The organism is Roseovarius maritimus, from assembly GCF_043355895.2.
Taxonomy (GTDB): Bacteria; Pseudomonadota; Alphaproteobacteria; order Rhodobacterales; family Rhodobacteraceae; genus Roseovarius; species Roseovarius maritimus.
This window is the reverse complement of the sequence record NZ_JBHFPF020000010.1, coordinates 60,157-73,330: the sequence shown is the minus strand read 5'-3', so window position 1 is coordinate 73,330 and position 13,174 is coordinate 60,157. Positions and strand designations below refer to the sequence as shown.

The 13,174-nt window shown below is 63.4% G+C and carries 13 protein-coding genes; 8 read left to right on the top strand and 5 right to left on the bottom strand.

All coding sequences use genetic code 11. From position 1 onward, the window contains the following. Nucleotides 1-60: 60 nt before the first annotated feature. The 4 genes from ACEWPM_RS15965 to ACEWPM_RS15950 all read left to right on the top strand — a co-directional run bounded on the left by ACEWPM_RS15965 (nucleotide 61) and on the right by ACEWPM_RS15950 (nucleotide 5,309). Complete coding sequence (locus ACEWPM_RS15965; protein WP_393963146.1) at nucleotides 61-918, top strand: tetratricopeptide repeat protein; 858 nt, start codon at nucleotides 61-63, stop codon at nucleotides 916-918. A 25-nt stretch (nucleotides 919-943) separates the two neighbouring features. Then, nucleotides 944-1,438, top strand: a complete 495-nt coding sequence (locus tag ACEWPM_RS15960; RefSeq protein ID WP_393963145.1) for a prepilin peptidase — start codon at nucleotides 944-946, stop codon at nucleotides 1,436-1,438. A 91-nt stretch (nucleotides 1,439-1,529) separates the two neighbouring features. After that, entirely contained in the window at nucleotides 1,530-2,846 is a 1,317-nt protein-coding gene (locus ACEWPM_RS15955) for an ATPase (protein ID WP_393963144.1), read from the top strand. A gap of 51 nt (nucleotides 2,847-2,897) precedes the next feature. Continuing rightward, nucleotides 2,898-5,309, top strand: a complete 2,412-nt coding sequence (locus ACEWPM_RS15950; protein ID WP_393963143.1) for a ligase-associated DNA damage response DEXH box helicase — start codon at nucleotides 2,898-2,900, stop codon at nucleotides 5,307-5,309. Here ACEWPM_RS15950 and ACEWPM_RS15945 read toward each other — a convergent pair. Both ACEWPM_RS15945 and ACEWPM_RS15940 read right to left on the bottom strand, forming a co-directional pair. Next, nucleotides 5,297-5,707, bottom strand: coding sequence for a c-type cytochrome (locus tag ACEWPM_RS15945; RefSeq protein WP_393963142.1), 411 nt, complete (start codon nucleotides 5,705-5,707; stop codon nucleotides 5,297-5,299). The genes ACEWPM_RS15950 and ACEWPM_RS15945 overlap by 13 nt on opposite strands. 71 nt (nucleotides 5,708-5,778) lie before the next feature. Next, nucleotides 5,779-7,353 (bottom strand): lysine--tRNA ligase, encoded by a 1,575-nt coding sequence (locus tag ACEWPM_RS15940; RefSeq protein WP_393963141.1) that lies wholly within the window; start codon nucleotides 7,351-7,353, stop codon nucleotides 5,779-5,781. A gap of 140 nt (nucleotides 7,354-7,493) precedes the next feature. Here ACEWPM_RS15940 and ACEWPM_RS15935 point away from each other — a divergent pair, with 140 nt between their 5' ends. The 3 genes from ACEWPM_RS15935 to ACEWPM_RS15925 are packed head-to-tail and all read left to right on the top strand — an operon-like array spanning nucleotide 7,494 to nucleotide 9,594. Beyond that, nucleotides 7,494-7,919 carry a tellurite resistance TerB family protein gene (locus ACEWPM_RS15935; protein WP_393963140.1) on the top strand — a complete coding sequence of 142 codons (426 nt, stop codon included), beginning with the start codon at nucleotides 7,494-7,496 and terminating at the stop codon, nucleotides 7,917-7,919. 28 nt (nucleotides 7,920-7,947) lie between these two features. Continuing rightward, the gene (locus ACEWPM_RS15930; protein WP_393963139.1) at nucleotides 7,948-8,184 is read left to right on the top strand and encodes an Lrp/AsnC ligand binding domain-containing protein; all 237 of its coding nucleotides are present in this window, start codon (nucleotides 7,948-7,950) and stop codon (nucleotides 8,182-8,184) included. A 3-nt stretch (nucleotides 8,185-8,187) separates the two neighbouring features. Beyond that, the gene (locus ACEWPM_RS15925) at nucleotides 8,188-9,594 is read left to right on the top strand and encodes an FAD-binding oxidoreductase (protein WP_393963138.1); all 1,407 of its coding nucleotides are present in this window, start codon (nucleotides 8,188-8,190) and stop codon (nucleotides 9,592-9,594) included. A 45-nt stretch (nucleotides 9,595-9,639) separates the two neighbouring features. Here ACEWPM_RS15925 and ACEWPM_RS15920 read toward each other — a convergent pair whose 3' ends face one another. The 3 genes from ACEWPM_RS15920 to ACEWPM_RS15910 form a co-directional block, all read right to left on the bottom strand. After that, complete coding sequence (locus ACEWPM_RS15920) at nucleotides 9,640-10,461, bottom strand: C40 family peptidase (RefSeq protein WP_393963137.1); 822 nt, start codon at nucleotides 10,459-10,461, stop codon at nucleotides 9,640-9,642. Beyond that, nucleotides 10,458-11,861 (bottom strand): leucyl aminopeptidase family protein, encoded by a 1,404-nt coding sequence (locus ACEWPM_RS15915; RefSeq protein WP_393963136.1) that lies wholly within the window; start codon nucleotides 11,859-11,861, stop codon nucleotides 10,458-10,460. The genes ACEWPM_RS15920 and ACEWPM_RS15915 overlap by 4 nt, the downstream gene beginning before the upstream one ends. A gap of 110 nt (nucleotides 11,862-11,971) precedes the next feature. Beyond that, nucleotides 11,972-12,352, bottom strand: coding sequence for a hypothetical protein (locus ACEWPM_RS15910; RefSeq protein ID WP_393963135.1), 381 nt, complete (start codon nucleotides 12,350-12,352; stop codon nucleotides 11,972-11,974). Between the two features lie 171 nt (nucleotides 12,353-12,523). Between ACEWPM_RS15910 and ACEWPM_RS15905 the strand changes: the two genes are divergently transcribed. Further along, entirely contained in the window at nucleotides 12,524-13,174 is a 651-nt protein-coding gene (locus ACEWPM_RS15905; protein WP_393963134.1) for a carbonic anhydrase, read from the top strand.

Genomic DNA, 13,174 nt, shown 5'->3' with positions numbered 1-13,174 from the left:
CGGACGGGAACGGGCTGCGGGTGACACCAAGTCGAGGCAAGGCAGTAAAAGGACGCAAAAATGCGCCACCCTATCCTAGTATCGCTCTGCGCGGCAGGGTCAGTATTCCTGTCCGGATGCGGCGAGTCCAAGACCGAAGACGTTGATCGCAAGTTTCAGGGCGTCAATGTCATCGACGAAAGCAATCTTAACGATGTGATGCTGAATTCCTCGGATGCGAACGAGGCGGTGGCGTATTTCCAGCGCACCGTCGCAGAAAAGCCGGACCGGATCGAGCTTCAGCGCGGCCTTGCTACGAGCCTCGTTCGCGCCAGCCGCGGCACCGAAGGCGTCGCCGCCTGGAAAAAAGTGACCGAGCATAAGGACGCCACCGATGCGGACAAGGTCGAACTGGCCGATGCACTGATCCGTAACAATGAATGGGATGGCGCCGAGGCCGTGCTGAACACCATTCCGCCCACCTACGAGACGTTCAAACGCTATCGACTCGAGGCGATGGTGGCCGACAGTAACAAGAACTGGACCAAGGCCGACAGTTTCTACGAGATTGCCGTGGGCCTGACGACGACGCCCGCGAATGTCATGAACAACTGGGGATACTCCAAGCTGAGCCGCGGCGATTACGCCGATGCCGAGCGCCTGTTCTCCGACGCAATCCGGCAGGATGCCTCGCTATTTACCGCCAAGAACAACCTCGTTCTGGCACGCGGAGCACAGCGCAATTACGCGGTCCCAGTGATGCCCGTTAGCCAGACCGAGCGCGCCGAGCTTCTCTACACACTGGGCCTGACGGCGATCAAGCAGGGCGATGTCGAGACCGGCAAGGGCCTGTTGCGCGATGCCATCGAGACCCACCCCCAGCATTTCGAGGCCGCCTCGCGCAGCCTTGGTGCGCTGGAAGGCAATGTGACCAACTGATCCGGTTCGCGAAGGGAATAGGCTCATGTTCATCACAGCTTACGCCGCGACGTGGTTCCTGCCCTTCGTGCTGCCCATCTGCATCTGGGTAGCCTATAGCGACCTGAGCGACATGAAGATCCCGAACAAGGCGGTGATGACACTTGCTTCTGTCTATCTGGTGATCGGCCTCATTGCGCTGCCTCTCGATATCTATGCGTGGCGCTGGGTGCATCTGGTGGTGGTACTGGTGGCCGGTATCGCGCTGAACGCGATCGGTGCGCTTGGGGCCGGCGATGCCAAGTTCGCCGCCGCCGCCGCGCCCTTCATCGCTATCGGCGATCTGCAGCTGGTGCTGCTGACCCTCGCCGCGACAAGCTTTTTCGGCTACGTCATCCACCGCATCGCCAAGCACAGTCCCATGCGCCGTCTGGCCCCCCATTGGGTCAGTTGGACCCGCGAGGGAAAGTACCCGATGGGCCTGTCGCTGGGCGGCGCGCTGGCCATCTACCTGGTGCAAGGTGCGTTGAACGGCGCCTGACGCCAAGGCGCCCACACGCGGCCATAATTTGCGCAAGATTTGCAGGCAGGATCCCTGCTAAATAGACCGCAAATTCCGAGGCCGTCCCCAGATGAACATGCAAGTGACCCCGCAGCCGGGCGTGCAGCCGCCGCCCCCGCCTACCACGATCGAAGATATGCGTCTGAGCATCGTCATGATGCGGGACATTTTGCTCAAGACCATCTTTCGCAAGAACGTCGATCTGGTCAGCGACATTGCCGTCGCCCTCTGCCTGCCGCGCACCGTCACGCAGGAACTGGTCGATCTGGCGCGCGAGCAGCGCCTGATCGAAGCGACCGGCACGATGAGCGCCACTTCGGGCAGCGAGATGGGCTATCAGCTGACCGACGCGGGCAAGGCGCGCGCGCTGGATGCGCTGGCCCAGTCCGAGTATTTCGGCCCCATGCCCGTCCCGCTCGCCGTCTATGCCGAGCAGGTCAAGCGCCAGTCGATCCGCAACATCCAGATCACCCGTGATCAGCTGACGGGTGCGATGGGCCATCTGGTCCTGCCGCCCAGCCTGCTGGATCAGCTGGGCCCCGCTGTCAGCGCGGGTCGCTCGATCCTGATGTACGGCCCGCCAGGCAACGGTAAATCCAGTATTTCCAACGGCATTCGCGATGCGATGGGGGACAAGATTTTCGTGCCCATGGCCATCGAATATGCGGGCCAGGTGATCACCGTCTATGATCCCATTGTCCACTCCAAAGCAGAGGCCGAGGCCGACGATCCCAATAGCTTGCGCCGCCGCCGCACGTTCGACGCGCGTTATGTGCGCTGCGAGCGGCCCACCGTCATCACCGGCGGTGAATTGACGCTGGACATGCTGGATCTGGTCTACAACCCGACCGCGCGGACCTACCAGGCGTCGCTGCAGCTGAAATCGACGGGCGGCATCTTTATCGTCGACGACCTTGGCCGCCAGGCCGAGCCGCCGCAGAACCTGGTCAACCGCTGGATCGTTCCGCTGGAGGAATCGAAGGATATTCTCGCCCTCCAATCGGGTGAGAAGTTCGAGGTGCCCTTTGACACGCTGGCGATCTTCTCGACCAACTTCCATCCCAACAAGATCTTCGACCAGGCCGCGCTGCGCCGGATCTTTTACAAGATCAAGATCGACGGCCCCAATCAGGCCGACTTCCTCAAGATCTTCGCCATGGTCGCCCGCAAGAAACAGATGCCGCTGAGCGAGCCTGCCCTCGTGCATCTGCTGAAGAAGCGCTACCCTGAGATCGACAATGTCTATGCGAACTACCAGCCGGTCTTCCTGATCGACCAGATGATCTCGATCTGCCAGTTCGAAGGCATCTCATACCAGATGACCCCCGAATTGATCGACCGCGCCTGGGCCAACATGTTCGTCGAGGACAGCGAGATCGTGAACTGATATTTTTCGCGAAACTCTGCGAAAAACCGGGCCGCGCCCTACATAGGCCGCATGACCATGCTGCCCCCCAAATTCACCGACTGGTTCGCCGCGCGCGGCTGGTCGGTGCATCCCCACCAGAAAGAGATGCTGGAACGCAGCCGCGATCCGTCACTTCTGCTGATCGCGCCCACGGGCGGGGGCAAGACGCTGGCAGGGTTCCTGCCCACGCTGGCCGAGCTGTCGGAGGGCGGGCACGAGGGGCTGCACACGCTCTACATCTCACCGCTAAAGGCGCTGGCGAATGATATCCGCCGCAACCTGACGCGCCCGGTCGAGGAGATGGGTCTACCCATCCGTATCGAAGACCGGACCGGCGACACGTCCTACACGCAAAAGCGCCGCCAGCGTGCCGATCCGCCTGATATCCTGCTCACCACGCCCGAGAGCCTTGCGCTGCTGACCTCATACGAGGATGCGCCGCGCATTTTCTCGGGCCTGCAGCGCGTCGTCATCGACGAGATCCACGCACTGGCCGAATCGAAACGCGGCGATCAGCTGATGCTCGCACTCAGCCGCTTGCAGGCGCTCTGCCCCAATCTGCGCCGTGTCGGCCTGTCGGCCACGGTAGAAGATCCAGCCGCCATCGCGCGCTTCCTCGCACGGCATCCCGACCCGTGCGAAATCATCCTGGCCGACCCCGGCCCCGAGCCCGATATCGAGATGCTGCAGGTCGCCGAGGCGCCGCCCTGGTCCGGTGGCGGCGCGGCTTATGCGATCCCCGCCGTGCTGGAGCAGGTAAAGGCGCATAAAACCACGCTCATTTTCCACAACACCCGTGCGCAGGCCGAGATCTTCTTCCGCAACCTGTGGCTGGCCAATGAGGGCAACCTTGCCATTGGCATTCACCACGGCTCGCTTGATTGGGGCCAACGCCAGCGCGTCGAGGGCGCGATGCAGCGCGGCGAACTCAGGGCCATCGTCTGCACCGGATCGCTCGACCTTGGGATCGACTGGGGCGATGTGGATCTGGTCATTCAGGTCGGCGCACCCAAGAACGTCAAGCGGCTAGTCCAGCGCATCGGGCGCGCCAATCACCGCTACAACGCGCCGTCCAAGGCGCTCTTGGTGCCGGCCAACCGCTTCGAGGTGGTTGAATGCGTCACCGCGCTTGAGGCCGTGCGCGCGCGCGATCTGGACGGCGATCCGCGCGGCCCCGGCCCGCTCGATGTGCTCTGCCAGCATATCCTGATCGCTGCCTGCTCGGGTCCGTTCGACGCTGACGCGCTTTATGACGAGGTGCGCGCCGCCGGCCCTTACGCTGCCCTCTCCCGCGCCGAATTCGACGACTGCCTCGATTTCTGCGCGACGGGCGGCTATGCGCTTCGCGCCTATGACAAATGGCAAAGGCTGGTGCAGCGAAATGGCCTCTGGCAGCTGCGCGATCCGCGCGCGGCGCAGATCATCCGCATGAATATCGGCACGATTCAGGACAGCGACCTTCTTAAAGTCCGCATGCAGCGCAATCGTGGCGGCAAACCCTTGGGCGAGATTGAAGAGGGCTTTGCCGCCACGCTCACACCCGGCGATACCTTCCTGATGGGCGGACAGGTGGTGCGGTATGAATCCCTGCGCGAGATGACGGTGGAGGTCAGCCGCTCGGACGGGAAAAAACCCAAGATCGCGACTTTTGCGGGCACGAAATTTGCCACCTCAACGCAGCTCAGCCAGCGCATTATTGCCATGCTGGCGCAGCCGGACTGGCCCGCCCTGCCCGCGCATACCTCTGAATGGCTGCACCTGCAGCGCCGCATGAGCCGGATGCCCCAAGCGGGGCGCCTTCTGATCGAGAGCTTCCCGCATGAGGGACGCGAACATGCGTGCATCTACGGCTTTGCCGGGCGCAACGCGCAGCAGACGCTGGGCCTGCTCATCACGAAACGGATGGAGGAGCTGGGCCTCGATCCGCTCGGCTTTGTCTCGACCGATTACGCCACGCTGATCTGGGGGCTGGAGCCGTTGACCGATGCCGCGCCTTTGTTCGACGCGACGGCGCTGCGCGAGGGGCTGGACCAGTGGCTGACCGGCAACGCGGTGATGAAACGAACCTTCCGCGCCTCGGCCACCATCGCTGGCCTCATTCAGCGAAACCTGCCGCAAGCGCGCAAGACCGGGCGGCAAGCGACGTTTTCGTCCGATATCCTCTATGACACACTGGTCAAATATGACCCCGATCACCTGCTGCTCCGCATCACCCGGACCGAGGCGATGCGCGGCCTAGTCGATTTCGGGCGCATCGAAGAGATGATCGCGTGCATAGATGGCCGGATCGACCTGATGCGCCTGCCGCGCGTCACGCCCTTGGCCGCGCCGCTGTTCCTTGAGGCGGGGCGCATGCCGGTCAGTGGCGCAGGCGAGGAGCGCCTCCTGACCGAAGAGGCCGAAAGGCTGATGCGCGAGGCGGGTCTCGCTCAGACGTCCTGAATGCTCTCCAGATAGCTCAGCAGCGCGGCCAAGGGACGCGGCGTGGGCGTCATGACGCCGTCGCCCGTATCGACCGGGACCGTCTCGCCTTGCAGGAGCGCACCGAATTCAGGCATCTGCTCGCCCGGCACCTGCGCGCGGTGGTAGCCATCAATGGTCGAAAGCACCTGCGCGCGGGGGAACGTCCCGTTCTCAGCCAGCTCTGTCAGGTCCGACGGTGCAGGGTTCATCCCCTCGGCCCATGGGCCATCACCGCGGCCCACAGGGCCATGGCACTGCGCGCAATTCTCCACATATAGCTGACGTCCTTCACCCGCTTCGGGCATCGACGCCGTTTCCATGCAGGCTGCGAGCGCGATCAGCGCCACGAATCCCGCAGCAATCCCTGCCTGTTTCATCGCGTTCTCCTTTGCCTCATTCCGCGCCGCTTTGAGCCTTGCGCGCGTTGACATGGCGCAACGCAGCGGCTTCAGACGAACTTGCCAGCCAGCGCGTCGTCGATCAACTGCCGTGTTTCATCCACGCCGTAAAGCGCGATGAATCCGCCGAAGCGCGGGCCTTGGCTGGCGCCCAGCAGCACCTCGTAGAGCGCCTTGAACCAATCGCGTAGCGGATCGAAGCGATCCCGGCCGACGCCATAGACGATGGATTGCAGCGCCTCGTCATCGCGTGGGCCATCATAGGCGGCCAGTTGATCGCGCAGATCCACCAGCGCTTCGCGCTCCAGATCGGTGGGTGCGCGAAAGACCTTGGCCGGCTTCACAAAATCCTCGTAATACCGCAGAGCATGGCCCACGGCGGCATCCATATCGGGGTTCGTCTCGGCGCTCGCCTCGGGGGCATAGCGCCGGATGAAGCCCCAAAGCTGGCTTTTCTCCTCGGCGCCCGCGACGGAGGCGAGGTTCAGCAGCATCGAGAAGGGAACGACCATCCGGCTTTCGGGCACGCCGCCCGGATGGATGTGGAAGACCGGGTTGGCCGCCTGCTGCGCCGCGTCCTGCGTGGGATAGGCGCGCAGCTGCTGGTGATATTCGTCCACCGCCTTCGGGATCACGTCGAAATGCATGCGCTTGGCCGTTTTAGGCTTGGCATACATGAAATAGCTGAGCGATTCCGTAGAGGCGTAAGTCAGCCACTCGTCGATCGAGATGCCGTTGCCGGACGATTTACTGATCTTCTGGCCCTTTTCGTCGAGGAACAGCTCATAGGTGAAATGCTCGGGCTTGCGGCCCCCCAGGATCTCGCAAATGCTGTCATAGATCGGCGTATTGGTGCTGTGATCTTTGCCATACATTTCGAAATCAACGCCGAGGGCAGCCCAGCGGGCGCCAAAATCGGGCTTCCATTGCAGCTTGACGTTGCCGCCCGTCACGGGGAGGGTCATCTCCTCGCCCTCTTCGGTATCGAAGGTGATTGTGCCCTCTTTCGCGTCGACATGCTTCATCGGCACATACATCACGCGGCCCGTCTCGGGATGAATGGGCAGGAAGATCGAATAGGTCTGCTGGCGCTCTTCGCGCAGGGATTTCAGCATCACCTTCATCACGTCGTCATACCGTTCGGCGGCGCGCAAAAGCACCTCGTCGAACTGGCCCGAGCGATAGAACTCTGTGGCGCTGATGAACTCGTAGTCAAAGCCGAACGTGTCCAGAAACCGGCGCAGCATGGCATTGTTGTGATGGCCGAAACTCTCATGCGTGCCAAACGGGTCAGGCACGCTGGTCAGCGGCTTTTGCAGATGCTCGGCCAGCGCTTCGCGGTTCGGCACGTTGCCGGGCACCTTGCGCATGCCATCGAGATCATCGGAAAAACAGATGAGCCGCGTCGGAATATCGCTGATCACCTCGAAGGCGCGTCGGATCATCGTGGTGCGCAGCACTTCGCCGAACGTGCCGATATGCGGCAGGCCCGAGGGACCATAACCCGTCTCGAAAAGAACATAGCCCTTTTCCGGCGCTTTCTTTTCATACCGTTTGAGCAAACGGCGCGCTTCTTCAAAAGGCCAGGCTTTCGAGGTCATCGCGGCGTCGCGCAGATCGGACATTGGGTCTCTCCAAGGATCATGCCAGTGCGCGGATGCGCGCAAAGGTCCGCCGCTTCCTATTGCCGAGCACCGCCAACGTCAATAATCTGCGCGGCAACACCCGGATTTGCAAAGGCCCGGTTTTTGGAAAGGAATACCCGATGACCGACACCGCGACGCACCCGCTGAGCGCCCAGGATTGCCTGGTGGCCGTGATGATCGCGGTCTCCGCCTCGGACGAGCAGATCCGCACCGCCGAATTGATCAAGATCGAGAGCGCGGTAAACAACCTGCCGATCTTTGGCGCCTATGACATGGACCGCATCAATATCGTCGCTCAGACCGTGTTCGACCTCTTTTCCGACGAGGACGGGCTTGATGCGCTCTTCGGCCTCATCCGCGAGAGCCTGCCCGAGCGCCTTTACGAGACCGCCTATGCGCTGGCCTGTGACGTGGCTGCCGCCGACGGCGTTCTGGGCGACACGGAGCTGCGCCTTCTGGAAGAAATCCGCTACGAGCTGAACCTCGACCGGCTGCACGCCGCCGCCATCGAGCGCGGCGCGCGCGCGCGGCACATGAGCCTCTGAGCCACCCCAAGCGACGAAGGATACCCCAATGCGCTGCGTTTTCGTGAACATCCGCTGCAAGCCTGGCACCTCCTACAAGGTGGCCGAGGAGATCGCCCTGCGCGAGTTCCATTCCGAGCTTTACTCGACCTCTGGGCCCTTCGATCTGCTGCTCAAGCTCTACATTCCGGACAGCGAGGATGTGGGGAAGTTCATCAATGAAAACCTGCTGCAGATCCCGCATATTGAGCGGACCGAGACCACCCTGACCTTCAAGGCTTTCTAAGACATGCTGGACAGATTGCGGGAGATCATCGGCACCGCGAACGTGCTGACGGGTGCGGACATGGCCGGTTATGACGCCGACTGGTCGGGCAAGAAACGCGGCACGCCGCTGGCGGTGCTACGGCCCGGATCGACCGAAGAAATCTCGGCAATAGTCAAACTGGCCAATGAAACTGGCACGCCCATCGTGCCTCAGGCCGGCAATACCGGGCTGACCAATGCGACTGAGGCCGAGGGCGCGCTGCTGCTGTCAGTCGCGCGGATGAACAAGATCCGCGAAATCCGGCCCTCGGGCCGCATCGCCATCGTTGAGGCGGGCGCGATCCTTGCTTCGATCCATGACGCGGTGGCCGAGCATGGCCTCATCTTTCCGCTGTTCTTCGGTGCGCGCGGCTCTGCCATGATCGGAGGGGCGCTGTCGACCAATGCAGGCGGCTCGAACGTGCTGCGCTATGGCAACACGCGCGATCTCTGCCTCGGGATCGAGGCGGTCATGCCCAATGGTGATATCGTCGATCTGATGCGCCAACTGCACAAGGACAACTCGGGCTACGACCTGCGTCACCTGCTGATCGGCGCCGAGGGCACGCTTGGCATCATCACCGCCGCCGTGATCAAGCTGCACTCCGCCCCGCTGGCCAACGCCACCGCAATGGTCGCGGTGCGCTCGGTATCGGATGCGCTGGATCTGTTGAACCGGCTGCAGCAAGAGACTGGCGGTTCGGTGCAGGCATTCGAATACATGCCGCGCGCCTATATGGAGACCTATCTGGAGCTGTCGCCCGCACATCGCGAACCGTTCGACGCCCTTTATGATGTGAACATTCTGGTCGAAGTCGGCGCCATCGCTCCGCGTGACGCCAAGCCGGATGCCAGGGGGCAAATCCCCATCGCCGCGCATCTGGAGGAAGCGCTTGGCGCACTCTTCGAAGAAGGTGCGATCCTTGACGCGGTTGTCGCCCAGAACGAGGGGCAGCGCGGCGAGATGTGGGCGAGACGCGAGGCCGCCGCCGAGGTCATCACCCTGCACGAGCCCTATGCCGACCGCGACATCGCCGTGCCGGTCGACCGCATGGAGGAATTTCTGGACGAGGTAGCTGCTATCATCGACCACCTCGATCCGGGCGCGCGCGACGTATCGGTCGCACATCTGGGGGACGGCAATCTTCACCTCGGCGTCTTTCCGACCCGACCCGATGCCGCCCTCTGCACCCAGATCGGCAATGCGGTGGAAGATGCGGCGCTGGCCCTTGGTGGCAGTTTCTCGGCCGAGCACGGGATCGGCCTCAGCAAACAGCCCAGCATGACGCGCTACAAAAGCCCCACCGTGCTGGCGGCCATGCGTGCAATCAAGGCGGCGCTTGACCCGAACGGGATCATGAATCCGGGCAAGGTTCTGCCACCGGTCTGACCAGGTATTCGAGTAATTTGCCAAGATGAAGCGGCTGGCGAGGGCCTAGAGGCGTTTGCGTGCAGTGACGGGGCCGCCGCCCTGTGCCGCGATGCGGGCGATGGCGGCCTCCAGGGGCTCGACCGCGACGCTCATCGAATGGGCATTGGCATGAAGGATATGCGCCGGGTCGCGCACCCAAGCGACATGGCCGCGCCAAAACAGCAGGTCACCGCGCCGCAGCAGCGCGCCGTCGGGGATGTCCCGGCCAAGCGCCGCCTCTTGCAAATCGCTGTCTCCGGGGCAAGGAATGCCGCAGGCGCGGCAGCCCGCCTGCACGAGGCCAGAGCAGTCAATCCCGAAGGCCGAGTTGCCGCCCCACAGATAGGGCGTGCCGAGGTGGGTCTCGGCCACGGTCACGGGATCCGGCAGCGCCATCGGCAATGGGCTCAGATGCTGCGATGGAATATGGCCCAACGACGTTTCGGCCCAGTTCTCGGCCTCTCGCGTGACCACGACGCGGGAAAGATGGCTGAGCGACGCCTGCTCCGGCGATTTGAGATCGGGCGCGCTGTAGATATGGGTCGCGCGCGCGCTCACCCAATGGGTGGGGGCGGTGGCGCTGCCCAGCGCACCCTCTGGCAGGTAGCCGACATATCCGTCCTCCCCCTGCACGAAAGCGTGGCCCTCATGGATCTCGTAACAGGTGACCGGGGCGCCCAGCAGCCACTGGCGCGTTCGCTTGCCGCCCGGCGCGAGCGACAGGTCAGCAACCGGGATGGCAACCTGCCGCGCCGCCCCGTCGGTAAACTGCACGGCCTCGACATGGCCGCGCAGCGCCGTTGCCGCAACGCGCGCGTTGGCGGGCATCAGGCGTGGATCGCTCACAGCTCCAGCGCCTCCGGCAGCGCCGCCAGCAAAGCGCGCGCGCCCATGCCCACTCCGCCCTTGGGGCGGGCCGGTGCAGCGGCCGGATTCCAGCCATAGATGTCGAAATGCACATAGCGCGTGCCCCCCGCGAACCGCCGCAAAAAAAGCGCTGCGGTGATCGAGCCGGCAAATCCGCCGGAGGGTGCGTTGTCGAGATCGGCAATACCAGGCTCGATCATCGTTTCGTAGGGCGCGTGAAACGGCATGCGCCAGACCGGATCGGCCACCTTGGCCGCCGCGCTTTCAATCGCCGCCACCAGGCCGGAGTCGTCCGCGTAATACGGCGCAAGATCGGGGCCGACCGCGACGCGCGCGGCACCGGTCAGGGTGGCCATGGACACCATCAGGTCCGGCGCATCCTCGGCCCCCAGCGCAAGTGCATCGGCCAAAACAAGGCGCCCTTCGGCATCGGTATTGTTGATCTCTATGGTCTTGCCGTTTCGCGCGGTCAGGATATCTCCGGGCCGCATCGCATTCGCGCTGACCGAGTTTTCAACAGCCGGGATCAGCACACGCAGGCGCACCGGCAGATCTAGCGCCATGATCATGTGCGCAAGGCCCATAACGGTGGCCGCGCCGCCCATGTCTTTCTTCATCAGGCCCATGCCGGAGCCAGGTTTGAGATTGAGACCGCCCGTGTCAAAGCAGACGCCTTTGCCGACCAGCGTCAGGGCTGGCCCCTTGCTGCCCCAGTGCATATCGATCAGGCGCGGGGCCTGATCGGCGGCGCGTCCCACCGTGTGAATCAGCGGCAGGTTCTGCGCCAGAAGATCTGCCCCCCGCGTTACGCGGATATCCGCACCGAACCGGCCTGCCAGATCGGCGCAAGCGGCCTCGAGCGCCTCAGGCCCCATGTCATTGGCGGGGGTGTTGATCAGGTCGCGGGTCAACACCTCGCCCTCGGCGATCGACTGGATGCGCGCGACATCAATCCCATCCGGGGCGATAAGCCGCGCGGCGGCACCTTTCTGCTCATGATAGCGATCGAACGCATACCCGGCCAGGAGCCAGCCCAGTGCTTCCTCCTCGGCCCGCGCGGGGTCCAGGCCCTCGATCCGGTAGGCGCCCGATGGCAGGCTTGCCGCGCATGCGGCCAGATGAAACCGTCCGCGCGCGCGCGTGTCCGATGTGCCATAGCCCGCCAGCGCCATGACCGGCGCGCCGTCACGGCCCGGCACCAGCAGACTGGCGCCCAGCCCCGCCTTGAAACTCGCCGCCGCGACCCAGGTTTGCACCGCGTCCTCTTGGGCACCAAGCCAATCGTCCAGCGCATCCGCCTCAATCACGTGGAGCGGAATCGCACCCTCGGCATCGGCGCTGAAACTGTGGCGTTGCGGATCAGATTGGTCAGACGGCATTGGCGGGGCACCCTTCATTGTCAAAACGAAATTGTCAAAGCGCATGGCCGGCCACGCATGCCCGGCCATTTCCCCCGCAGCCTAGCCGAGCCGCCAGCACCTGCAAGCGGTCAAATCGACAGATCCTGCATCTCCCACACCTCGGTCAGGCTGGAATCGCCAATGCGCAGAAGGCGCGACAGCGTGGCCGCAACAGCAACCAGGTCGTCGTTATCAAGCGCCCGGGTCACATCGGCGGCGACGCGCGACAGCGCCTGCATGCCGATCTGATCCGCAATGGCGACAAGGCTGCGCGCGCTTTTGCGCATCTCGGTCAGGCGACCATCGCGGTGGCACCTTTCGGTATGCGACAGGCGCACGGCCAGTTCCTCAAGCGCGCGGCACACTACGTCCTCGGCCCCGGCCTCGCCCAATTGGGAGTAAAGCTCTTCCAGGCGGCGCGCATTCAGGCGCACCACCTCTTTTTGTTGCAGCATGGTAATCTGTTCCACGGTCTCACCCCGAATTCGTGTCTTCGCCCCGCCTGCCCCACAGCAGGCCGGATGGATGCCAACCTGACCCTCTTTCCTTCCCAAAAGGTTTCCGGCACCGCAATTTGTCTGTCGAATTAGCCGAGAATTCAGTTTATCGGGGTTGGACGGACCCAAGCTGAAGGCCACCCAATGCAGCAAGCACGCCCACTGCCGCCCTATCTGATCCAGCGCTATCACGGCTGGAAGGCGACCTCCTACACAGAAAACGAAAGCTGGTACCGCACGCTGGCCCAAGAAGGGCAACATCCGCGCGCCATGCTGATTTCCTGCTGCGACAGCCGGGTGCATGTCACGTCGATCTTCGGTGCGGATCAGGGCGAATTCTTTATTCACCGCAACATCGCCAACCTCGTGCCGCCCTATACCACCGATGGCGGCCAGCACGGCACATCGGCGGCGGTCGAATACGCGGTCTGCGCGCTGAAGGTCGCGCATGTGATCGTGATGGGCCATTCAAGCTGCGGCGGGATCAAGGGCTGTGACGACATGTGCTCGGGCCGCGCGCCGGAGTTGGAAAAACGCACCAGTTTCGTGGGGCGCTGGATGGATATCCTGCGCGACGGTTATGCTCGCGTCAGCGGGATCGAGGACGAGGCCGACCGTCTGCGCGCCTTGGAAAAGGAGGCCGTCCTCGTCTCGCTGGAAAATCTGACCAGCTTTCCCTTCGTATCGGCGGCGATGGAAAAGGGCACGCTGACACTGCATGGTGTGTGGCTGGATATCGGCGAAGGCCGGGTCGAGCAGTATAGCCCCGCCACCAAGGGCTTTTCGCCAATCTGA

Bases quoted from the DNA above. Each gene is read 5' to 3' on its own strand.
- ACEWPM_RS15925 (WP_393963138.1), top strand. From the start codon at position 8,188: ATGCTGGACAGATTGCGGGAGATCATCGGCACCGCGAACGTGCTGACG.
- ACEWPM_RS15950 (WP_393963143.1), top strand. From the start codon at position 2,898: ATGACCATGCTGCCCCCCAAATTCACCGACTGGTTCGCCGCGCGCGGC.
- ACEWPM_RS15945 (WP_393963142.1), bottom strand. From the start codon at position 5,707: ATGAAACAGGCAGGGATTGCTGCGGGATTCGTGGCGCTGATCGCGCTC.
- ACEWPM_RS15905 (WP_393963134.1), top strand. From the start codon at position 12,524: ATGCAGCAAGCACGCCCACTGCCGCCCTATCTGATCCAGCGCTATCAC.
- ACEWPM_RS15940 (WP_393963141.1), bottom strand. From the start codon at position 7,353: ATGTCCGATCTGCGCGACGCCGCGATGACCTCGAAAGCCTGGCCTTTT.
- ACEWPM_RS15960 (WP_393963145.1), top strand. From the start codon at position 944: ATGTTCATCACAGCTTACGCCGCGACGTGGTTCCTGCCCTTCGTGCTG.
- ACEWPM_RS15965 (WP_393963146.1), top strand. From the start codon at position 61: ATGCGCCACCCTATCCTAGTATCGCTCTGCGCGGCAGGGTCAGTATTC.
- ACEWPM_RS15935 (WP_393963140.1), top strand. From the start codon at position 7,494: ATGACCGACACCGCGACGCACCCGCTGAGCGCCCAGGATTGCCTGGTG.
- ACEWPM_RS15930 (WP_393963139.1), top strand. From the start codon at position 7,948: ATGCGCTGCGTTTTCGTGAACATCCGCTGCAAGCCTGGCACCTCCTAC.
- ACEWPM_RS15955 (WP_393963144.1), top strand. From the start codon at position 1,530: ATGAACATGCAAGTGACCCCGCAGCCGGGCGTGCAGCCGCCGCCCCCG.
- ACEWPM_RS15915 (WP_393963136.1), bottom strand. From the start codon at position 11,861: ATGCCGTCTGACCAATCTGATCCGCAACGCCACAGTTTCAGCGCCGAT.